The following is a 21,396-nucleotide window of genomic DNA, read 5'->3' as shown; positions in this document are numbered from 1 at the left end:
ACCTAAATATCTGGTGTCGATAGCTAAGGGGTTCCACCTGTTCCCATACCGAACACAGTAGTTAAGCCCTTATACGCTGAAAGTACTTGGCTGGAAACGGCCTGGGAGGATAAGTAGATGCCGGTTTTATTCCTCGATAGCTCAGCTGGTAGAGCAATCGGCTGTTAACCGATCGGTCGTAGGTTCGAGTCCTACTCGAGGAGCCATTTTTACTGGGGCGTCGCCAAGTTGGTAAGGCACGGGACTTTGACTCCCGCATGCGTTGGTTCGAGTCCAGCCGCCCCAGCCATAATGATCCACTAGCTCAGTCGGTAGAGCACCTGACTTTTAATCAGGGTGTCGATGGTTCGAGTCCATCGTGGATCACCATTTATGTGGCCCGTTGGTCAAGCGGTTAAGACACCGCCCTTTCACGGCGGTATCAAGGGTTCGATTCCCTTACGGGTCACCAACTTAATATGGGTGATTAGCTCAGCTGGGAGAGCGCCTGCCTTACAAGCAGGATGTCGGCAGTTCGATCCTGTCATCGCCCACCAAATACGGCCCGGTAGTTTAGTTGGTTAGAATGCCGCCCTGTCACGGCGGAGGTCGTGGGTTCGAGTCCCATCCGGGTCGCCATTTTATTATCAAAATAGATGCATAAACTAAGAAATATCTATGCCTCGGTAGCTCAGTCGGTAGAGCAGAGGACTGAAAATCCTCGTGTCGGCAGTTCGATTCTGCCCTGAGGCACCATTTGCTGGCGTAGCTCAACTGGTAGAGCAGCTGACTTGTAATCAGCAGGTTGGGGGTTCAAGTCCTCTCGCCAGCTCCACGCTTTATAATTCAAGACCAATTTACTCAAAAGGTAAATTGGTCTTTTTGCTTTATGCATGTTATTGATAGCCTAATACTATAAATTGCTGATTTACGAATACTTTACAATAAAATAACATTATTAGGCTACATTTTTAAAAAATGTAATATACAGATTCAATAAAATGATTTAAAATATAGGTGTATAGTACCAACTGCAATTTGTAATCTCATTTTTTATTGATGGGAGGCACAATATGGCAATTAAGACAGTAGAAATGGATCGAAAAGATAGTGTAAGCTATCGTCAACTCATGAAAGAAAGGGGCTTCATTTCATCTAGTTATTTTTCCGTTTGTGGGTTTGATGTGAGCAAATTGAAAAAGCTCGCTCAGCAGGGAAAGATGGATGCAATTCGTTGTGCAATCGGTAATTCAGTAAGGTGGTACTATAGTGAAAAACAAGCAGAATTAGCACATCTTCGAGGTGAGGTTTAAAAATAAAAGTAAGTTCGATGACCGAATTAGGTCAATTGAACTTACTTTTTTTTGTTATTAGCTCTCTTTCAAGTTCGTCAATTTTGGTCTTAAGTACATTGATTTGCTGTTGTAAGTCCACATTATCTGTATTTACATCAACATTTTTGTCTTTATCGGGAACTGTAGTATTATCCTGATTTGAGCCGATAACAGTGAGAGCTGTACCTAGTGTGGAAAGAAAATTGCCGATGATGTTAATCTCATTGGTAGTTCGCCCTTTGGCAATAGCAATGGCTAAAAGTGCAGCAAGTAATACAAGACTGTTTAAATCTACTTCATTTTTGGAAGAGTCCACAATACTCACCTCACCATATTATAATGCAAATGGCGATTAGTACATGATTAGATTTTAAGTACCATAGTTCCTAAAATATGATCCATTTTAACCGGTCCGATAAAACGACTATCGCTGCTATTGTTTCGGTTGTCGCCTAGAACGAATACATGATCTGTTGGAACAACTATTTTAGCGTTAGAGGCATATGTCATTACTTCCTTGATATATGGCTCGTCTAAAGGTATAGAATTACGATAAACTTTGTTGTTTTTAAATTCTAGAATATCACCAGGTTTTCCAATGACGCGTTTAACCCATACTTCATGTCCTGGAGATTTTGTTACTCCAAGAGCATTTAAGTAAGTTGATACGGGGCCAGCTAAATCGTCTTTCCAAGTGCGATCGCGATTTACACGACTATCTATAATAACAATATCACCATAATTTGGTTCAGTTTTGAAGGTGTGTGTAAGTTTAGAAATAATAATATAATTGCTGTCTTGTAAAGTTGGCTGCATCGAATTACCTACTACCTGTGTTGGCTGAAAAACAAATATATTTATAATTAGGGCTAGACTGAAAGCAGTTGTTAAACTAATCGCCCAATCGTATATCTCATCTAAAAGCTTCATGTAAAAACCTCCTAAGGTTAATGTCAGTGCTAACTAAACTATTGTATCAAATTTATAGCCTGAGGAGAATAGTAATTAGCCTTGAAATTTTTGGTCTTTGTCTGGTAAAATCAAAGGAATGAAGAGAGTAAATACAGGAGAAAGTTGCATAATAAGATTATTAAATGTTATGAGGTAAATTCAGGAGGTTCTTGTGCGCGGTCCATCGATGATATCATTATTAATAGCATTTTTACTTCTAGTTGCAATTAGCTGGTTAGTATACCGACTTCTTAAAAAGGCTTTTCCAATGTTTGCAGAACCTTTTTATACACGCTTATATTGGGCATTTAGTATGCTAACGATTGCCTGCATAGGTTCAATTAGAATGTTACAGCCAGGTGCAATATCACCAGTGCTAATAAAACTGGCGTTTGTATGGTTAATGGGACAGATCATAATTCTTTTTTTCTCACCAGTTTTTTATATTATTTCACGCTGGTTAGCTGCAAGGCGAGACACGATGAGTTCAGTGCCGCAAGCAAGTCGCCGTGCTTTTTTAAAAACTGTAGCGGGCACATTGCCGATGACAGCATTAGGACTGAGTTCATACGGCGTCTTTTCAGGCGGATCGAGCTTTGTTTTACAGCGGCATGAGTTGTTTTTAGCAACTTTGCCAGCTCACTTAGATAATTTAAAAATTATACAGCTAAGCGATACTCATATTGGCGCGTTTTTCTCAGTTGACAATTTAGAGGAAGTACTAAGTGTCGTAAAAAGGGAAAACCCTGATTTGTTAGTAATAACCGGTGATTTAATTGATGATCTTACCTTATTACAACCGACCATGGATAAGCTCAATGAAATAACATCAGAACTAAAGTTTGGCGTTTATTTCAGCTGGGGTAATCACGAGTATTTTCGCGACATAAGCAAGGTAAGGAAGGCTCTTACAAATACCTCGATCAACGTTCTTACTAATAGCAGTAAGTTATTAGACGATAAAGGTCAGTCATTTTACCTTCTTGGTGTCGATTATCCTTGGGCAGATAGCGGATACGAGCAAGTGGCAAAACGCGAGGATATGTTTAATAAAGCAATGCAGGGTGTTCCTGAAAATGCATTTAAAATACTATTAAGCCATCACCCTGACTTTATTCATAACGCATTTGATGCGGGAATTCCCTTGACGTTGACAGGTCACACTCACGGCGGGCAGGTAGCCTTAATGGGGAAATCTCTGCTACCAGTAAAATATAAATATATGCGAGGGTTATATCAAAAAGACAATTCCTATGGATATGTAAGTACTGGCACTGGAAGCTGGTTTCCATTTAGAGTAGGCTGTCCAGCCGAAGTTACTATCTTTACATTAAGGAGAAAAAGTATTGAGGTATAATTCCTAAGAAGGGCCACCAGAAAACTTGGTTTTTGGTGGCTCTAATAGCCAATGTGATATTAATCAGGTATAATTTAATATATTACTTTATAGATTTTAGATAAAAAAATAGACTCCAAGGGAGTCCAATGTGTGTGTGCAATTTAAGTAAAAATGGGGGAAATGTGCTTAAAGCTGGTTAACGTGGATAACAGGGCCTTGGTATACAGATAAAATAAGGCGAACAATATACAGGTCGATAATATGGATAATATCCATACGAGTAACCATACCGGGGATAACAACTTCGTGGTCGACAAGCTGCGAATGCGGCAACAGCAGTAAGCGCAGCTATAGCAGGCAGGCAGCGGTCGTTATAGTTATTGCGATAACTTCTTTCATCCCAGTCCTCGATTTCGGGGAATTCATAACGGTACAAATATTTCACCTCCTAGCATCTTCCTATGTATACTATGAGAAATAACAAGTATTTGTTACATAATACTAAAATAATTATATTATTGAGTCATATTTAAAATTTTGGAGGACAATAATGTATTTTGATACTGCTGAAGGACCAGTGTTTCGTCCACCGAGTGAAGCTCAGAGTTTTATTTTACGCGTCACAATTGGGTGTTCACATAATCGGTGTACTTACTGCAATATGTATCGCAGTGTAAATTTTCGGATAAGAACTATGGATGAAATCCTGGACCAGATTAACCAGGCTAGAAGATATCAAAACCATATTAGAAGGGTATTTTTAGCTGATGGCAATGCCCTAGTTTTAGCAAATGAGAAACTTCTTGAAATATTAAAGATACTTAAAGATAGTTTTCCTCGTTTGCAGCGAGTTTCATGTTATGCAGGTCCACAGGATATTTTACGGAAGAGTACTGCAGAATTGCAGCAGCTAAATGAGGCCGGATTAAAATTAGTATATTATGGGATGGAATCTGGCGATGACGAGGTTCTCGAACATGTCTGCAAAGGAGTTAACGCGGCGCAATCAATTGAAGCAGGACAGAAAATAATCGGTGCAGGTATAAAGCTGTCGATGATGGTAATTCTAGGACTTGCAGGTAAAAGCGGGTCAAATCGCCATGCAAAAAAAACTGCTGAAGCAATAAGTGCCATAGGACCCAATATGCTCAGCGCTCTCACTTTAATGATGTATAGGGGAAGTGAATTGCGTGATGAGTATGAGCGTGGTGAATTTGAGCTGCTGTCACCTCCCGAAATTATGAGCGAGTTGTATAATATTATAAGTAACATTGAGCTGCCGTCAGACAGTCATTGTATTTTTCGCAGCAATCATATATCTAACTATACTATGCTTGCTGGCACATTACCTCAAGACAGAGAAAAACTGCTTAGCAATATTAAAAGTGCAGAAGCAGAACTTATTAACTTAAAAGAGTGGGACCCATATAATAACGTGGAGAGGTAAAATCGCTCGATGGTATTATTAGAGTTTAAGACTATAAAAATAATAAAGGTGAAATTATGTTACATCGATTTTCCAGAACAGAATTATTAATCGGAACAGAAGGTTTACAAAAGCTAGAAAATAGCAAGGTAGCTATTTTTGGTATCGGCGGTGTTGGCACATTCGTAGTTGAAGGATTAGTACGATCAGGTATAGGCAAATTCGTCTTAGTTGATGATGACTGTATATGCTTGACTAATATAAATAGGCAACTGCATGCTACTTCTAAAACTATTGGCAAGCCTAAGGTTGAAGTTATGAAAGAACGAATATTGGATATAAATCCAAAAGCAGAAGTTACTACTCTGCAAAAGTTTTATATGCCAGATACAGCAGAAGAATTGCTTTCAGATGATTATAACTATATAGTTGACGCAATTGATACCGTAACAGGTAAGTTAGATTTAGTTACCAAAGCTAAGGCTATGAATATTCCAATTATAAGCAGTATGGGTGCTGGTAATAAGCTTGACCCGACAAGGTTTGAAGTTACAGATATTTATAAAACGTCAGTTTGCCCTTTAGCAAAGGTAATGCGAAAAGAACTACGTAAACGGGGAATTGATTCTTTAAAGGTAGTTTATTCTCGGGAGGAACCCATCAAGCCATTAGAAAGTGAAGGAACAAGTTGTGCTACAGATTGTGTCTGTCCCTCAGGCAGCACCAGAAAGTGTACTGTAAAAAACCAGATTCCTGGCAGCATTGCCTTTGTTCCTTCAGTAGTTGGTTTGATTATTGCCGGTGAGGTAGTGAAAGACTTAATAGCTAAAAAATAATAAAAAGACTCTCAGCTTTTCCTAAGATTAGCTCGAGAGTTTTTTTTGCTTCTAAGATAAATTTTGATAGTGAATCTCACAGTTACTTCTTACAACATAAGATATATAAAACAGGTGAGAGGAGAAAGCAGTATGAATATATATAAGCCAATTTGCGCGCCCCCTCTGCCGAATGTTTTAGGAGGGCAGCAAGGTATATTTCGCAGCAGCTACGGCGATATAGTTTACAATCTTTCCGGTAATGGTGAGCCCCTGCTGCTTATTCATGGGATTAATACTGGTGCTTCATTCTTTGAGTGGCGTAATAACATTTCTGCTTTAGATAGATGCTACAGTGTCTATGCAGTCGATTTGCCGGGATTTGGCATGTCTGAAAAGAGAGAAATAGTATATACAGCAGAAGTATACAAAACTGTTATCAGAGAATTCCTTATGGCTGTTGTAAGAAAGCCTGTGCATATATTATCCAGTAGCTTATCATCAGCTTATTGCATTGGTATTGCTTCAGAATTTCCTGAGCTTGTAAAATCGCTAATATTAGTTACGCCATCAGGTATTGGAATAAATAATGAGGAGCCAAACAATAGTAATTATGCAATGTTTAAGTTGTTTGCAAATCCTGTACAGGGAGATGCTCTATACAATGCTTTTGCCTCTCGTACTTCTATTAAATATTTTTTGACAGAATATATATATGCCAACCCTGCAAATGTCACAGAAGGTACTGTAGAGTACCTGTATAACGCTGCAAATCAATGTCCTAATGCTAAATATGCTCCAGCTTCATTTATTACTGGGATGAGCAATTATAACATCGAGCAGCAGTTCAGTGAAATATATCAGCCAATCTTGTTAATATGGGGAAGAAAGGCGAAAATAGGCAGCATTCAGTATATAGATAAATTTATAGAAATTAATCCACGAGCCAAGTATTACGTTTTCGAGAATAGCGCCGTAAACCCACAGGCGGAAGAGTATGCAAAATTTAATAGATTAATAATGACATTCCTAGATGATGTTAGTAAATGATAAAAAGATAACGCTGCCTGTAGTTAGGCGGCGTTATCTTTTTTATCCTAGACCTTATTGCATCGGAGCGTTTTGAAACTGATCTTGGTAGTTAGTTTGGGCTGTTTCATTAGCCCATTGAGTTTTTCGAGCTTGTCCTGCGTAACGGATTCCAATAAAATCAGCCAAATCTTTATCAACTGTTACTAAATCTTCTAAAGTAAGCTCTTTTAAAGATTGTTTTGCTAAAGCTTGAGCGGCTAATTTCATTTCGGCTGTACACGAATTTAGAAAGTTAGCTAGACTATTCGCCGCTTTATCAATATCAAGCTTATCAGTCATTCTACCGTTGTAAAGTGCTAGTTGTGAAGGGGGAGCCTGCGGCAATACTTTAAGTGCTTGAGCTTGCATTGCTGCCATCAATGCAATTGTTCCTATATATATTGCGTCAGCTCCTAGAGCAAGTGCTTTCAGGAAATGACCCGGTGTTGACATGCCTCCTGTGACAATGATGCTGAATCTGTCACGAAGATTATTTTCTTTTAGCCAGTTAATAGCTCTCACTAGTGTATAAAGGGTTGGCAGGCCAAGATCATCTTGGAGGGTCGGTGGTGAGGAGGAAGTTCCACCTTCGGCTCCATCTAGAACAATATAATCAGCCTGAGTTTGGGCGATAATTGCTAACTCATATTCTAGAAAGTCAGTTCCGGCTATTTTAACTCCTACTGGAACATCGTACTGTTCCTTCATTGAGTTTACCATTTTTATATAGTCTTGCGGTGACTTTTTACCAGGCATTCTAGAATAAATTGTTGCCCCTTGGTCACCTTCAAGTTTCCAGGTATCTCGAAGATGATTATCCTTACGATATGTAACAGGTTCTTCAACTGCGCCCCCCCAGGCGCCTTGGCCTAATTGTATCTCTATAGCGTCAAGCTGACTTAACTGTTCTTTGCCGCTGAGCCAGCCACCGCGATGATATTGACCTACTAAGAATTTAGCGGCAGATCTTTCCTCGTGCGTGACAGCCGATTCGCCTGTATTGGTAGAAGTACCAGCTAGGGCAGAACCTTTAGCTAAGGCAATTTTCATTGCGAGACTAAGTGATCCGCCATAAGACATCCCCGTTATCATAATTGGAATATCGAGGACAAGCGGCTTTTTTGCATTAGGACCAATTATAGTTTTAGTACTTATTTGCTGAATGCTCTCTGTTGGCAATTCGAATAATTGACGCGGGTTAAGAAGCAGCTTTTTCCAGGGCGACAACACATTAGGACTGCCAAGCGGACGTGAAAGCTCCATGCCTGTCTCAGCTCTAATTGAAGCTTCAATAGCTGCTCTAGGAGTAAGTTTCTCAGCTGCAGTTACTAGCAAAAAAGGATTGTCAGAATAATCCTCAGTCATCATTTTAGCCATAGCTTCATCCATCATGGGATCCATCATTTTCATAGCCATCCAACTTAGTAACATATTTTTTTCCTCCGAAAATCCTATTTTTGTGGTTAGTGTTTCCCTTGGCTTATAGAATATTACAGAAAAACGACCTTTTGCTGTAAATGATGCCATATTTTTGACAAGAGACAAACTATAGTCAGCATATGATTAATTGCTATACAAGGATTGTAGGTGAATATTCAAAGAAGGTCGTGGTGCTAAAATGACTTATGCAAAACTGCTTTCAGTAGGATTGGCGGTACCAGAAAACAGATTAGAGCAGACTCAAATCAAAGAATATATTAGTGCATTATTTTGCGACGAAGTTAAAAATTTAGATAGACTTATGCCAATTTTTGATAATTCAGCTATTAAAACCAGAAATCTAGTAAAGCCGCTTGAATGGTATTCAGAAGCGCACTCATTTGCCGAGACAAGTAGTTTATATGAATCGGCAGCGTTAAAGCTAGCTGAAGAGGCAGCGCGACAAGCCTTAGATCGAGCTAATGTTATGCCAAGTGAGGTCGGGGCGATTATTTTCGTTTCCTCAACAGGTATTAGCACACCGACAATAGACGCTAAGTTGATTTCCAGTTTGAAACTTTCTAGTCATACTGTTCGAATTCCTATTTGGGGATTAGGATGTGCTGGAGGTGCAGCGGGATTAGCTAGAGCGGCAGAGTTAGCTAAAACTTATTCGGGAAAAGCCGTTTTACTAGTTACTGTTGAACTGTGCAGCCTTACTTTCCAAAGAAGTGATCTCTCTAAGTCGAATCTTGTCGGCACAGGCCTATTTGCAGATGGTGCAGCAGCAGCAATACTGTCTACAGAAGGGGAAGGTCCTGCTATACTAGGCAGTTTAAGTACACTGATTAGTAATTCGGAAGATGTTATGGGGTGGGATATTGTTGACACTGGCTTAAAGGTTAGATTTTCTAGGGATATACCGGCGATAGTACGACAATATTTGCCCGAGTTAATGGAATATGCCAAACTAGAATGGGGTATTGAGTTGAATGATGTTGAGCATTATATTGTCCATCCAGGGGGGCCAAAGGTTATTGAAGCGTATATTGAAAGCTTAAAAATTGATAAGAAGCAAGTAGCGGAAGCTTACAGTGTGCTATCGCAATACGGAAATATGTCTAGTTCTTCAGTATTATTCGTATTAGAACAATATTTACGTTCACGTACACCCGTTAATAAATATGGCGTAATGCTGGCTTTGGGGCCAGGCTTCAGCGCAGAGCAGGTGTTATTTAGATGGTAGACGGGTGGGTATATTTTTTATCAGCAGTAATTGCTGTACAGCGAGTAAGTGAGCTTATTTTAGCAAATAGAAATAAGAGGCTAATTAAGTCAATTGGTGGCAGGGAGTACAGCCCCGAACATTACCCTCTATTTTTTCTTCTACATATCTCATGGTTTCTTGGATGGATTTATGAGGGTAATGTCAAAAATGAGCTAAGCAGCATCTGGTATATTTGGCTTTGTCTACTTTTCTTCGCACAAATACTACGCTATTGGTGCATGGCAAGTTTAGGACGTTATTGGAATACGAGGATTTTAATTGTGCCAGGATCACAACGAGTAAAAATGGGGCCTTATCGATTTATACCGCACCCTAACTACTTAGCAGTTGCGATTGAACTGGTCAGTGTACCCTTAATATTTAATGCATATTATACTGCTTCAGTGATATCGCTGTTAAACGCAATTTTGCTAATCGGTATTCGCATACCGGCCGAAGAAAAAGCCCTAGAGCAGCTTAAGTAAGCTAGATAATTTAAATTTATAATTTATCGTGAAAAAAGCATCAATTGTGATACAAGAAGTATCACAATTGATGCTTTTCACATACTAACGTTGAAGATAAATTTGAAGCGATAGGTTTTTCTTAATTAGTACCTGCGGTTAATGCAAGCCTTAGACCTAGAGCAAATAGTGCCAACGACAAGAGTACAATAATTGACTTAGATTTGGTCTTAAGAGACAACGCCGCACCGAACTGGGCTCCTGCAATTGCACCAAGACCAATTGTTATAGCTGGCATCAATAAAACATTACCAATGATTAAATGTGAGGCAACACCGGATAAAGAGGAAACCGCAAGGACGAATTGTGAAGTAGCGGTAGCAATATGAGTAGGGAAGCCTAATGCATATATCATGATAGGAACATGAATTATTCCACCACCGATTCCAAGTATGCTGGATAAAAAACCTACACCTGCACTTACGGTGATTCCTAAAGTACGATTGTATGTAAAGGTTTCTTTATCAAATTCAGGACTTGTTCCCTTTGGAGAAGAGCGAAAAAACATAAGCGCGGAAATACACATTAAGAAAATGCCAAAAGTAAGTCTAAAACTTGAACCAGTAAAATATTCTGCCAGATAACTGCCTAAAAATGCTCCCGGAATTGTAGCAATAGCGAATTTAATGCCAGCATCATAAAAAATTTTCTTCTGTTTTATGTAAGCATAAGTTCCTGATATAGCATTCATCAGTACAATTGTGAGTGATGTACCAACCGCATGCTGAGGAGTATAATTCATAATAAGTACAAATATAGGGATTAATATAATGCCTCCGCCAATCCCAACAAGCGTACCAAATGTACCTACTCCGAAGCCAAGAATGAATAATGCTAAAATTGTCGTAATTATAATGATACCCCCTTTTTGTAGGTGCTGTGACACCATTTCAATGATACTGCTAAATAAGCAAAAAGAAAAGGGGATTTTTCTTTTAAGGTTTGTTCTTTTAACAGAAGATATAACTTTCTTAAAGAGAAGAAGAAGAAGAAGAAGAACATCGGCTTCCGCAGTCGCCGTGTTTTCTTTATGCACCTAAGTACCATATTTTAAGGATAATTTTAATAAGGGGTATTTAAATATGGATATACGAGAGCGTTGGGACAAGTTACTGCTGCGGTTGAACTCTAATCCAATAATGTGGGAAAAGGTGTATAGATTAATTTTACTACAATATACAGATGCAAAAAGAACTTATCATAATATAGAGCATTTAAATTGTTGTTTTAGGCACTTTGATAAAGTAAAAACACTGCTTACAAATCCTGATGCTGTTGAGTTTGCACTTTGGTTTCATGATTTCGTTTACGTACCTTCTTCTGTTAGTAATGAAGTACTAAGTGCAAATATTGCCCGGAAATATTGCCGAGATTTTTTGGGACAAGAAAACTTTGGCGAGGAGGTTTTTCAGCTAATTATAGCTACAAAACATTTAGAAACTACAAATCTGCAGGATGATTGTGAATTTATTGCTGATATAGATTTAGCTATCCTTGGTGCTGATCTAGAGAATTTCGTTAAGTATGAAAACAATATAAGGAAGGAGTATAGTTTTTTAGGTGAAAAGCAATACCGCTCAGAAAGGTTGAAGGTTTTATCATCTTTTATAATGCACGACTATATTTATCTAACACCTTATTTTAGAAAAAGTTTAGAAGATAAGGCTAGAAGAAATATCAGTTGTTTAATAAAATGCCTCAATAAGTGAAAGTAGCTATACTGGGGATAAATACCGTTATATACATAAGTGATGCGGGTAGACTAATTATAAGTGTTTTCAAAAACCCTTTCTAAAGGAGGAACTAATATGCTCTGGACTTTAATTATCGGGTTAATTGCCGGTTGGCTGGCGGGTATGATTTCTCGTGGCAGCAGCTTTGGTTTGTTTGGAAATATTATAGTGGGAATTGTTGGTGCTTATGTTGGCGGATTCTTATTTAATCTTATTGGGCTAAATGCTTATGGAACAATCGGTGGAATAATTGTAAGTACAATTGGAGCAGTCGCTTTTCTCTGGGTGGTAAATATGTTTACAGGCTCTAAACGAAGAAGGCTAAACTAAAGATAATAAAATAATCGGAGGAAGCCATTTCAGGCTTCCTCCGATTATTTCAGTTAATAGGCAACAAAACTGAATAAGAAAGCTACTTATGTTTTCTCTTGTATATAGCTGCAGTTGTAGGTTTCCAGTTGGCCTGAAACAATGCACTTGCTTTGGCAAGATCATCAGCTAATTTAAAGATATGACTAAAAAGAGGGTAATTGTCCAAAATTATTCCTCCTATCGTTAGTTAACTTATGATTACAGTATATAGTTATTAATTTATTATTATGTTAGAGAAAAATTAAGATAGTGTTAAATAATCAATATAGAGTTTAAATGATTTGGTTTCTGGCGAAAATTAACAGAGGGTTTTAATAATAATAGTCATAATTGTAAATACATTAATTAATTTATTACATGGATGTGGCAAAATGAATGTACTCATGGGAAATTTATATAAATGGTTTCATGGATATGTAAGTTCTTATTACTCAGAGGATAGGGATATTCAGGAGAACATAGTATTAAAAGAAACTCATACCATTAAAGTAGCACAAAATAGTATAAGGCTAGCAAGCGAATTGGGGCTTTCTCAAGGTGATCAACAATTGGCTGAAATAATAGGATTGTTGCACGACATAGGACGATTTAAACAATATTATATCTACCGTACCTTTAGGGATAGCAAATCTGAGAATCATGCGCTGCTGGGGCTAAGCGAAATTAAAAATTTAGATTTAATTCAGCTTTTAGTACCGGAGGATAGGGAATGTTTAACTTTTTCGATCGGCAATCATAATGCTATTTCCATTCCTGCTAATGCTTCACCGAGACAACAGCTTTTTGCAAGGATTGTTCGTGATGCCGACAAACTTGATATTTTTCGAGTGTTGGCACCAACACTAATTTATTCAGATGGCCAGGGTTATAGTGAAATATTTGCCAAAAGCTTGCTAACAGGTGAGCAATGTGATTACTCTTGTATGAAAACAGCAGATGATCGGAAATTGATTCGCTTATCCTGGATTTATGATATAAATTATTCGTGGACTATGAAGCAAATCATAAAAGAAGGCTACGTAGATGAAATTTTGAAAACTTTACCTGATAATGAGAAGCTTAGGTATGCTGCTTCAAGGTTAAAAGAATTTATGAAAGTAAAAGCATTTAAAAAGAGCTATTAATGTCAGGGCGAATTTTACTTTTAATATAAGAAATTTTTGTGTTAAGATGAGCTATAATTTGCCATAATAGGCATAAGTTGTTTAATTTAGCAGGAAAGATAAGCATCAATGACGAATAATGCCATTTTATCCGATAATGACAATTTTGTTAGAGCGTTTTAAATATATAAGAAGGAGCCTGGAACTATGTCGACAAATCCTACTATAGCTTCGAATTTTATTCAAAATATTATTGAGGAAGATTTTCGTAATCAAAAATACGGAAATAAAGTACATACGAGGTTTCCGCCAGAGCCAAATGGGTATCTGCATATTGGCCATGCTAAATCGATATGTCTGAATTTCGGCTTAGCACGACAATACAGCGGCATTTGTAATCTTCGTTTCGATGATACAAATCCAGTAAAAGAAGACGTAGAGTATGTAGAGTCAATACAGGAAGATGTTAAATGGCTGGGTTTTGATTGGGAAGACAGGATGTATTATGCTTCCGACTATTTTGGTAAGCTTTATGAGCTAGCCTTAGAACTTATAAAAAATGGACATGCCTATGTATGTGACTTAACTGCTCAAGAGATGAGAGAATATCGCGGAACTCTTACAGAGCCAGGTAAGGAAAGCCCCTACCGCTCTAGATCAGTCGAAGAAAATTTAGATTTATTTAAACGGATGAGAGCAGGCGAGTTCCCCGATGGTGCGCGAGTATTGAGAGCGAAGATTGATATGTCTTCACCGAATCTTAATATGCGTGACCCAGTATTGTATAGAATATCTCATGCAGAGCATCATCGAACAGGTGATGAATGGTGTATTTATCCAATGTATGATTATGCTCATCCAATTTCTGATGCTCTTGAGAATATTACCCATTCTATATGCACTCTGGAGTTTGAAGATCATCGACCGCTATACGATTGGGTACTGGAAGCGTGCAAGTTTGAAGTTCCGCGTCCACAGCAAATCGAATTTGCAAGACTTAATTTGAATAATACGGTAATGAGTAAACGTAAGCTGCGTCTATTAGTTGAGGGCGGACATGTAAGAGGCTGGGATGATCCGAGAATGCCTACTATTTCTGGATTGCGTCGTCGCGGATACACTCCTGAGGCAATAAGGGATTTTTGTGATCGAATCGGTATAGCAAAAAGCAATAGCACTGTGGACATTGCAATGCTGGAGCACTGTATAAGAGAAGATCTAAATGCCAGAGCGAATAGGGCTATGGTAGTAATAAAACCATTAAAAATTGTTATTGAAAACTACCCGGAAAATCAGACAGAAGATCTAATTGCCGAAAATAATCCAGAAAAACCTGAAATGGGAAATAGAACGATACCTTTTTCGCGTGAAATATATATTGAGCAAGATGATTTTATGGAGAATCCTCCAAAAAAATTCTTCCGACTAGCACCTGGACAGGAAGTTCGCCTAAAACATGCTTATATTATAAAATGTGAAGATATAATAAAGGATGAGAGTGGCAACTTTATTGAGCTGCGCTGCAGTTATGATCCTGAGACCAAAAGCGGTGGTGCTAACAGTGGAAGGAAGGTTAAAGGGACACTTCATTGGGTTTCTGCTAAGCATGCAATATCTGCCGAAGTAAGACTTTATGACTATCTGCTGCTAGAGGATAACGAGCAGGAGAGTGATGACTTCATCGATGCCTTAAATAAAAATTCACTGGAGACTATAGATAATGCCATGGCTGAACCGAGCCTTGTAGACGCTAAACTTGGAAATCGTTATCAATTTTTGAGACAAGGATACTTTTGTGTTGATAACGATACTGAACCAGGCAAACCGGTATTTAACCGTGTAGTAGGTCTGCGTGATTCTTGGGCTAAAACTCAAAAAGGCTAATGGTCATTCATGTTATGAGGACAACTGCAACTGTTTGTAAGTGTCCTCATAATGTTATTCATTTTATTTTAATGACGAGCAGGTGATATTTTATGGCAAAAATACCGAAAAACTTAAGTGATAGTGCGATGATGGTAGGATTTAAGGAAAAAACAACCTTTGAAAACGATATATTCAATGAAAGTGAAAAAGAAATTAAGCCAAACAAAAAAGAGCAAAAAGAAAACCTTGCTACAGCTTTTTTGACTCCTGAGCTTCAGGAAAAAGTAGGCAAGGCGCTTCTAGATATTAAGCTTGACCTCTATAAACAGGGTATAGTTGATTACAATATAAAAGTGTCTCGGCAAGGAAGTCAAGTAACTTTAACAGCAGTACCTGCTAAGTCAAAAGATAAATAAAGTAGCCGTCGATAAAGGCTCATTTGCGTCGCTCAACCTCAAACCCATTGCTTGCGTACGACCGCAGTACGCAAGCAATGGGTTTTGCGGTGCGCCTAGCAAATGAACCTTTCTCAACAGCCTAAGTAATAGGTCTTAGAGACGAAATGTTATTTTTTGCTTTGAGTTCGTGCTAAAAACTTTTCCAGTTCGATGATATAACGTTGGTGAGTTCCCTCACCAATTTTTTCTTTTTCATCGTATGCCTCGATACGAAAGGTTAATTTTTTGCCGTCTATTTCTGTTAGTTCGGCTAGAGCTCGAACTTCTATTCCGATAGGTGTTGCAGCAATATGGTTTACGCTTATACTTGTTCCGACAGTAGCCATACCCTCTGGTAGATGAGGATCTACAGCTGCTAGGCTAGTTCCTTCCATCAGTCCAATCATAGCTGGTGTTGCATATACAGCAACGCCTCCGCTTCCGTAGCTAATTGCAGTATTCCTTTCGGTCACTTTTTCGTTTTTTTCAGCTTTCATACCAAGTACTAAATTATAGTCCACCTTATCACCCCATCAATATTTTAGATCGTATATAACTGGTTAAGTATCTACTTTATTTTACCCAATGATATTAAACATATCTATAGCTAACAAATAATAGGTAATTTGGTGAATAGCCTACCAAAAACCAGGAAAAACTAGCTACCGGAGGTGGATTTACATGTCAGTAAACTTATCACAGAAGGAAAGAATGCTACTTAATGATCAAAAAAACCATGAGCAGGTTTGTATTCAGAAATACCAATCATATGCAAGCCAAGCTCAAAGTTCAGAATTGAAGCAGCTATTTAACTCTTTTGCTCAGTCGGAACAAAGTCATCTTAACACCATAAATCAAATTTTGAGCGGACAAGTTCCTAATATCCAACAAGGTCAGCAGGGTCAGCAACAAGGGCAGCAAGGACAACAAGGACAGCAAAGTCAAAAGGGACAGCAACAAGGAAATATGCAGTCTTCAGCTGCAAATGCTTCCAATAACACTACTTCCCAAACTGCCTTTAGCCAAAGTGATGCTGCACTGTGCAGTGATATGCTGATGACTGAAAAGTACGTCTCTGGGGCCTACGATACAGCGATATTTGAATTCGCTGATCCTCAAATCAGACAAGTACTTAATCATATCCAAAAAGAAGAACAGCAGCATGGTGAAGGACTTTTTCAATACATGCAAAACCAAGGCATGTATAACGTACAATAATAAATTTACAAAAAAGCACTCTGAGGAGTGCTTTTTTGTGTGATTAACCATATATAACTAAGAGTGATACTAAATTTTGGATATACCTTTCTGTTAAAATAAGGTATTATTAATATTGTTGTATTGATTTTATCTGGAAGAAGGGATGGGTATATGGAAAACAATGCACTTTTAGCGATAAGTATTTTCGTGCTAGCTTACACAGTTATTGTGTCAGAAAAAATTCATCGTACAATAATTGCTCTTGCCGGCGGCATTACTATGATTTTAATGGGTATTATATCCCAAGAAACCGCAATAGCTCATATTGATTTTAATACCATAGGCTTACTTATTGGTATGATGATCATTGTAAATATTACAAGTGAAACAGGACTCTTTAGATATTTGGCGATATGGGCAGCTAAGAAGGTTAATGGTGACCCAATAAAGCTATTAGTTGTACTTAGCTCAATAACAGCAGTATGTTCGGCGCTCCTCGACAACGTGACTACCGTCCTTTTGACAGTCCCAGTAACTTTTAGTATAACTGCGCAGCTTAAAGTACGTCCAATACCTTACTTAGTAGCTCAGATAATAGCATCAAATATTGGCGGTACTGCTACTCTAATAGGGGATCCGCCCAATATCATGATTGGAAGTGCTGTTAAGGAACTTGATTTTATGGCTTTTGTGAATAATTTAGCCCTGGTTTGTGTAGTAATTTTCATTGTGACTATGGCTCTCCTTGTATTAATTTACCGTAAACAGCTAGTAACAACAGATGAACTCCGAATGCAGGTAATGGATCTTGATGAAAATAAGCAAATAAAAAATCCGAAACTGCTGAAGAAATGTTTAGCTGTCATTATACTGACTATTGGTTTATTTATGACTCATAATATGCTGCATCTCGAGTCAGCGACCGCTGCGCTAACAGGTGCCAGTCTGCTTTTGTTAATTACGCATGCTAGAAATGAACATGAACTTGAACATGTCTTACGTAAGATTGAATGGTTGGCAATATTCTTCTTCGCCGGATTGTTTATTTTAGTTGCTGGACTAGTCGAAACAGGTGTTATTGCCATGATGGCCCAGAAGGCTATAGAACTAACAGCTGGTAATCTAACAGCAACTGCAATGTTAATATTATGGATGAGTGCAATTGCCTCGGCCTTTATTGATAATATCCCATTTGTTGCAACAATGATTCCTATGATAAAAGAAATGAGTCGGATGGGCATAACAAATCTTGAACCTCTGTGGTGGAGCTTGTCACTAGGAGCTTGTTTGGGCGGTAACGGAACGCTGGTTGGTGCTAGTGCTAACGTTGTTGTAGCTGGCATGGCAGCTCAAGAAGGACATCCCATTTCCTTTGTTAAATATTTAAAAATAGCGTTTCCATTGATGATATTATCGATAATTATCTCAAGCATTTATATTTACTTGTTCTATCTTATCTGAGATTAAGCCGTCTGTGCTGGCAGACGGCTTTTTTATGCGATAAGAAATTATATTCTTTCTTATATGCATAAGTGGTGAGTATAGACTTGCGCTATCACTAAGGTTAGGCGAAAGCCATGGTTCTTTACTAGATATCGGTTTTGGGAGAGAAATTGCGAATACGAATCACTTATTGATGGATAATAATAGAGAATTAGCTAGGAAAACTTTGTCTAATGATATATAATAACTTTGGCAATTTTGACGAAGCGCTGTTAATTGCAAAGGGGAGAATCGGAATGGAAAAAAAATATGATGTAGCGATAATTGGCGGTGGACCGGCCGGTATATTTGCAGCCTATGAATTAGTTAAGTTAAACCCTGAAATATCGGTGATCATGATTGAAGAAGGCCGTGATATTTATAGCCGTAAATGCCCAATTGCTGAGAAGAAAGTGGAGCATTGTATTAACTGTAAATCATGCGGCATCATGCGAGGATTTGGCGGTGCTGGGGCTTTTTCAGATGGCAAATACAACTTTACAACTCAATTTGGCGGTTGGCTTAATGAATATCTTCCTGACGATAAAGTTCTAGATCTTATTGACTATGTTGATGAAGTTAATATGGTATATGGGGCACCGCCTGAGTATTTCAGTACTCAAAACAGTCCACTTGGAAAGCAAGCCTTAGGCTTCGGTCTACACTTGCTGGAAGCAAGAGTGAGGCATCTGGGTACAGAAAATAACCTTAAAATACTTGAACTGATATATGAGCATCTAAAAGATAAAATTACACTAGTTTTCAATCGCCATGTTTCCAAAATTAATCAAACACAAGATGGATTTACTATAGATATTCGTGATGACAAATCTATAAGTTGTCGTTATGTAATTGCAGCCCCTGGACGTGCAGGTTCAGAGTGGTTTTCAGGGCAATGTAAGGAAATGGGATTAACCCTTCTTAATAATCAGGTTGACGTTGGGGTAAGGGTGGAAATTCCAGCGACGGTGTTTCAGCATATAACTGACGATGTATATGAAGCTAAACTAATTTATCGCACAAAACAATATGGGGATTTAGTCCGCACGTTTTGTATGAATCCTAAAGGCTATGTCGTAACAGAAAACACTGACGGAATTGTAACAGTTAACGGACATAGCTACCGGGATGAAAAGCTGCACAGTAAAAATACTAACTTTGCCTTACTTGTAAGCAATCGTTTTAATGAACCGTTCAATGAGCCGCATCAATATGGTAAGCGGATTGCATCATTTTCGAATATGCTTGGTGGTGGTGTGCTTGTACAGCGCTTTGGGGATTTAATAAAGGGGCGCAGGACAAATGAACATCGTCTCGCCCAAAGTTTTACTAAGCCTACTTTGAAGGCTACTCCTGGGGATTTAAGTTTAGTGCTCCCGAAACGGCATCTGGATAATATAATCGAGATGATTTATGCATTAAACAATGTTGCACCAGGTATGGCGAACGATGACACACTACTTTACGGTGTGGAAGTCAAATTTTATAGTTCTCGCTTGAAACTAACTAAGCAGCTAGAAACCGAGATTACAAATCTTTTTGCGATCGGCGATGGTGCGGGGGTAACTCGTGGGCTGTCTCAAGCTAGTGCAAGCGGTGTATATGTTGCCAGAATAATTAATGAGCGTCTTTCAAAATAGATCAGCAACGGTTTAAGCCGTTGCGTAAAGAAATAAATTAGGCTGATGTCATATGACAGCAGCCTAATTTTTGTTGTTATATATGTTGAAGATTGTTGGTTCATATTTTTTGAATATAAATGTTATCGTGTGATTTATCAATGTAATAGCCCAAAATGCCAAAGGCACTACCTAGTGCTAGCCCACCTAAGATAGGCGCTCCCAAAAATGACACCATTGAGCCAATATGCATACCAACTGTCAGACCAATAAATAAACTGGTATAATATACTTGCTTGGCTTTAGGAGAATTGCTTAATAATTGGTGATTTATGATAATTGCTCTATTGAATGACTGCCACATTGAATAAGTCCATAAACTTGGGTAAAATTGCAGCCATTGGTAGTTTATTACTGCACTAGACTCAATAAAATTAAGATTTAATGTATGATGAATAGCTAAATTAAGATTAGAATTAATATTTACACAAAATTCCAGTAGTAGCAGCAATAAACCTAGAAGATAGTCTTTGTTGTAAAATTGCCCAAGCCCTGGCAGCATTGCTGACCAGAGCAGTGCTGTCCGAGGTGATCGGTAAGTCAAAACCTGGAGTTCATTTATTATAAAATATCACTCCTTGTATAAACGTTATACAAAGAGTATTGGTACGTTTATACAAGATTTATTCTATCTAAAATATAGAATTTTTAAATATATAGAACTAATTTAACAAAATACCAACCCATATAATTGTTGATAATATGACAACTGATCGTCTAATTTAATCCTGTTTAATCCGCTAGGAGATGGTACAATAAAATCAGTAATTTTGGGGATAATATTGCGATCTTGGATACCGCATTTTACTACCGACCTTTGGGCGAATTCTTTATACACACCAATTCCTACATAACAGGCAATTTTAGGCTGATATCGCTGTAGTTTATCAAGTAAGATTGTGCGGCCTTCTTTATACTCATCTTTGGTGATTTCTGCAGCTGTCTTGCTTGGACGGGCAACGATATTGGAAATTCCATATCCGTATGATAGCAATAAGCGGTCTTGTTCAGGGCGCAACTGACAGGGTGTCAGCCCAGATAAGGCTAACAGTTTCCAAAATCTATTGGAGTGTCCGGCGAAATGGTACCCAGTCAATGCTGAACGCTCGCCAGGATTAAAGCCTATGAACAGTATTTTAAGGTCAGTTGTTATAATATCAGGCACAGGATTCATGATTAGCTCCTTTATGTAAAAAATGACACCACAATAGCAGGAGTATATGTACAATTTAAAATTTAAAATTAAATTATAGCTAGTGACTAATTAGAAGAAAAGGATTAAATGATGATGGAAACAAATATAATTGAGTGGTTAGGGTATTTAGCATCAGTATTGATAGCTATTTCGTTACTGATGACATCTCTGATAAAGCTGAGGTTCATTAATACCCTAGGTGCT

The 21,396-nt window shown here is 38.1% G+C and carries 24 protein-coding genes, 8 tRNA genes and 1 rRNA gene; 24 read left to right on the top strand and 9 right to left on the bottom strand.

Annotation, left to right across the window (positions count from 1 at the left end; translation table 11 throughout):
* Positions 1–9 precede the first annotated feature (9 nt).
* From rrf to V6C17_RS11795, 10 genes are all read left to right on the top strand, one after another.
* Positions 10–126 (top strand): 5S ribosomal RNA (gene rrf, locus V6C17_RS11840).
* 4 nt (positions 127–130) lie between these two features.
* Positions 131–206 (top strand) — tRNA-Asn (locus V6C17_RS11835).
* A gap of 7 nt (positions 207–213) precedes the next feature.
* Positions 214–289 (top strand) — tRNA-Gln (locus V6C17_RS11830).
* 4 nt (positions 290–293) lie between these two features.
* Positions 294–369 (top strand) — tRNA-Lys (locus V6C17_RS11825).
* A gap of 7 nt (positions 370–376) precedes the next feature.
* Positions 377–451: transfer RNA gene (locus V6C17_RS11820), tRNA-Glu, on the top strand.
* A gap of 9 nt (positions 452–460) precedes the next feature.
* Positions 461–536 (top strand) — tRNA-Val (locus V6C17_RS11815).
* 5 nt (positions 537–541) lie between these two features.
* Positions 542–618, top strand: a tRNA-Asp gene (locus V6C17_RS11810).
* 41 nt (positions 619–659) lie between these two features.
* Positions 660–735: transfer RNA gene (locus tag V6C17_RS11805), tRNA-Phe, on the top strand.
* 3 nt (positions 736–738) lie between these two features.
* Positions 739–814, top strand: a tRNA-Thr gene (locus tag V6C17_RS11800).
* A 238-nt stretch (positions 815–1,052) separates the two neighbouring features.
* Positions 1,053–1,292 (top strand): hypothetical protein, encoded by a 240-nt coding sequence (locus V6C17_RS11795; protein ID WP_333522781.1) that lies wholly within the window; start codon positions 1,053–1,055, stop codon positions 1,290–1,292.
* A 31-nt stretch (positions 1,293–1,323) separates the two neighbouring features.
* On the opposite strand, the gene V6C17_RS11790 is transcribed toward V6C17_RS11795, so the two are convergent.
* A complete protein-coding gene (locus V6C17_RS11790; RefSeq protein ID WP_333522780.1) occupies positions 1,324–1,629 on the bottom strand; it encodes a hypothetical protein in 306 nt (101 codons plus the stop codon).
* Positions 1,630–1,676: 47 nt separating this feature from the next.
* Positions 1,677–2,243 carry a signal peptidase I gene (gene lepB, locus V6C17_RS11785; RefSeq protein WP_333522779.1) on the bottom strand — a complete coding sequence of 189 codons (567 nt, stop codon included), beginning with the start codon at positions 2,241–2,243 and terminating at the stop codon, positions 1,677–1,679.
* 193 nt (positions 2,244–2,436) lie between these two features.
* On the opposite strand from lepB, the gene V6C17_RS11780 reads away from it, so the two are divergent.
* Positions 2,437–3,621 (top strand): metallophosphoesterase, encoded by a 1,185-nt coding sequence (locus V6C17_RS11780; RefSeq protein ID WP_333522778.1) that lies wholly within the window; start codon positions 2,437–2,439, stop codon positions 3,619–3,621.
* Between the two features lie 178 nt (positions 3,622–3,799).
* Here the strand turns inward: V6C17_RS11780 and V6C17_RS11775 are convergent, their stop codons facing one another.
* Positions 3,800–4,039 carry a hypothetical protein gene (locus tag V6C17_RS11775; protein WP_333522777.1) on the bottom strand — a complete coding sequence of 80 codons (240 nt, stop codon included), beginning with the start codon at positions 4,037–4,039 and terminating at the stop codon, positions 3,800–3,802.
* Between the two features lie 114 nt (positions 4,040–4,153).
* Here V6C17_RS11775 and V6C17_RS11770 point away from each other — a divergent pair, with 114 nt between their 5' ends.
* From V6C17_RS11770 to V6C17_RS11760, 3 genes are all read left to right on the top strand, one after another.
* Entirely contained in the window at positions 4,154–5,050 is an 897-nt protein-coding gene (locus V6C17_RS11770) for a radical SAM protein (protein ID WP_333522776.1), read from the top strand.
* Positions 5,051–5,106: 56 nt separating this feature from the next.
* Positions 5,107–5,865: a tRNA threonylcarbamoyladenosine dehydratase gene (locus V6C17_RS11765; RefSeq protein ID WP_333522775.1), complete on the top strand. Its 759-nt coding sequence runs from the start codon at positions 5,107–5,109 to the stop codon at positions 5,863–5,865.
* Between the two features lie 132 nt (positions 5,866–5,997).
* Positions 5,998–6,894: an alpha/beta fold hydrolase gene (locus V6C17_RS11760; RefSeq protein ID WP_333522774.1), complete on the top strand. Its 897-nt coding sequence runs from the start codon at positions 5,998–6,000 to the stop codon at positions 6,892–6,894.
* A gap of 54 nt (positions 6,895–6,948) precedes the next feature.
* Here V6C17_RS11760 and V6C17_RS11755 read toward each other — a convergent pair whose 3' ends face one another.
* A complete protein-coding gene (locus tag V6C17_RS11755) occupies positions 6,949–8,346 on the bottom strand; it encodes an FMN-binding glutamate synthase family protein (RefSeq protein ID WP_333522773.1) in 1,398 nt (465 codons plus the stop codon).
* A gap of 187 nt (positions 8,347–8,533) precedes the next feature.
* Between V6C17_RS11755 and V6C17_RS11750 the strand changes: the two genes are divergently transcribed.
* Together V6C17_RS11750 and V6C17_RS11745 are read left to right on the top strand one after the other, a co-directional pair.
* Entirely contained in the window at positions 8,534–9,580 is a 1,047-nt protein-coding gene (locus V6C17_RS11750) for a type III polyketide synthase (RefSeq protein WP_333522772.1), read from the top strand.
* Positions 9,574–10,086, top strand: a complete 513-nt coding sequence (locus V6C17_RS11745; protein WP_333522771.1) for an isoprenylcysteine carboxyl methyltransferase family protein — start codon at positions 9,574–9,576, stop codon at positions 10,084–10,086. Before V6C17_RS11750 ends, V6C17_RS11745 begins: the two co-directional genes overlap by 7 nt.
* Before the next feature lie 121 nt (positions 10,087–10,207).
* On the opposite strand, the gene V6C17_RS11740 is transcribed toward V6C17_RS11745, so the two are convergent.
* Positions 10,208–11,014, bottom strand: a complete 807-nt coding sequence (locus tag V6C17_RS11740) for a sulfite exporter TauE/SafE family protein (RefSeq protein WP_442891493.1) — start codon at positions 11,012–11,014, stop codon at positions 10,208–10,210.
* Between the two features lie 193 nt (positions 11,015–11,207).
* Here V6C17_RS11740 and V6C17_RS11735 point away from each other — a divergent pair, with 193 nt between their 5' ends.
* Together V6C17_RS11735 and V6C17_RS11730 are read left to right on the top strand one after the other, a co-directional pair.
* A complete protein-coding gene (locus V6C17_RS11735; protein WP_333522769.1) occupies positions 11,208–11,834 on the top strand; it encodes an HD domain-containing protein in 627 nt (208 codons plus the stop codon).
* Positions 11,835–11,933: 99 nt separating this feature from the next.
* Entirely contained in the window at positions 11,934–12,188 is a 255-nt protein-coding gene (locus V6C17_RS11730; RefSeq protein WP_333522768.1) for a GlsB/YeaQ/YmgE family stress response membrane protein, read from the top strand.
* Positions 12,189–12,270: 82 nt separating this feature from the next.
* Here V6C17_RS11730 and V6C17_RS11725 read toward each other — a convergent pair whose 3' ends face one another.
* A complete protein-coding gene (locus V6C17_RS11725; RefSeq protein ID WP_333522767.1) occupies positions 12,271–12,396 on the bottom strand; it encodes a hypothetical protein in 126 nt (41 codons plus the stop codon).
* A gap of 205 nt (positions 12,397–12,601) precedes the next feature.
* Between V6C17_RS11725 and V6C17_RS11720 the strand changes: the two genes are divergently transcribed.
* The 3 genes from V6C17_RS11720 (at position 12,602) to V6C17_RS11710 (ending at position 15,615) form a co-directional block, all read left to right on the top strand.
* The gene (locus V6C17_RS11720) at positions 12,602–13,354 is read left to right on the top strand and encodes an HD domain-containing protein (RefSeq protein WP_333522766.1); all 753 of its coding nucleotides are present in this window, start codon (positions 12,602–12,604) and stop codon (positions 13,352–13,354) included.
* Positions 13,355–13,540: 186 nt separating this feature from the next.
* Positions 13,541–15,217, top strand: coding sequence for a glutamine--tRNA ligase/YqeY domain fusion protein (locus tag V6C17_RS11715; RefSeq protein WP_333522765.1), 1,677 nt, complete (start codon positions 13,541–13,543; stop codon positions 15,215–15,217).
* A 92-nt stretch (positions 15,218–15,309) separates the two neighbouring features.
* On the top strand, positions 15,310–15,615 hold the full coding sequence (locus V6C17_RS11710; RefSeq protein ID WP_333522764.1) for a hypothetical protein: 306 nt from the start codon (positions 15,310–15,312) through the stop codon (positions 15,613–15,615).
* A 149-nt stretch (positions 15,616–15,764) separates the two neighbouring features.
* Here V6C17_RS11710 and V6C17_RS11705 read toward each other — a convergent pair whose 3' ends face one another.
* Complete coding sequence (locus tag V6C17_RS11705) at positions 15,765–16,157, bottom strand: thioesterase family protein (RefSeq protein ID WP_333522763.1); 393 nt, start codon at positions 16,155–16,157, stop codon at positions 15,765–15,767.
* 160 nt (positions 16,158–16,317) lie between these two features.
* On the opposite strand from V6C17_RS11705, the gene V6C17_RS11700 reads away from it, so the two are divergent.
* From V6C17_RS11700 to V6C17_RS11690, 3 genes are all read left to right on the top strand, one after another.
* Complete coding sequence (locus tag V6C17_RS11700; RefSeq protein WP_333522762.1) at positions 16,318–16,854, top strand: spore coat protein; 537 nt, start codon at positions 16,318–16,320, stop codon at positions 16,852–16,854.
* 153 nt (positions 16,855–17,007) lie between these two features.
* On the top strand, positions 17,008–18,297 hold the full coding sequence (locus V6C17_RS11695) for an ArsB/NhaD family transporter (RefSeq protein WP_333522761.1): 1,290 nt from the start codon (positions 17,008–17,010) through the stop codon (positions 18,295–18,297).
* Between the two features lie 278 nt (positions 18,298–18,575).
* Positions 18,576–19,958, top strand: a complete 1,383-nt coding sequence (locus tag V6C17_RS11690; RefSeq protein ID WP_333522760.1) for an NAD(P)/FAD-dependent oxidoreductase — start codon at positions 18,576–18,578, stop codon at positions 19,956–19,958.
* Positions 19,959–20,058: 100 nt separating this feature from the next.
* Here the strand turns inward: V6C17_RS11690 and V6C17_RS11685 are convergent, their stop codons facing one another.
* Both V6C17_RS11685 and V6C17_RS11680 read right to left on the bottom strand, forming a co-directional pair.
* The gene (locus V6C17_RS11685; RefSeq protein ID WP_333522759.1) at positions 20,059–20,541 is read right to left on the bottom strand and encodes a DUF5683 domain-containing protein; all 483 of its coding nucleotides are present in this window, start codon (positions 20,539–20,541) and stop codon (positions 20,059–20,061) included.
* A 123-nt stretch (positions 20,542–20,664) separates the two neighbouring features.
* Positions 20,665–21,171 carry a mismatch-specific DNA-glycosylase gene (locus tag V6C17_RS11680; protein WP_333522758.1) on the bottom strand — a complete coding sequence of 169 codons (507 nt, stop codon included), beginning with the start codon at positions 21,169–21,171 and terminating at the stop codon, positions 20,665–20,667.
* Positions 21,172–21,396 lie beyond the last annotated feature (225 nt).

The sequence above is a fragment of the Dendrosporobacter sp. 1207_IL3150 genome, from assembly GCF_036763085.1.
Taxonomy (GTDB): domain Bacteria; phylum Bacillota; class Negativicutes; order DSM-1736; family Dendrosporobacteraceae; genus JBAIYU01.
The sequence above is the reverse complement of the archived record's forward strand: the minus strand, read 5'-3'. Positions and strand labels throughout refer to the sequence as shown.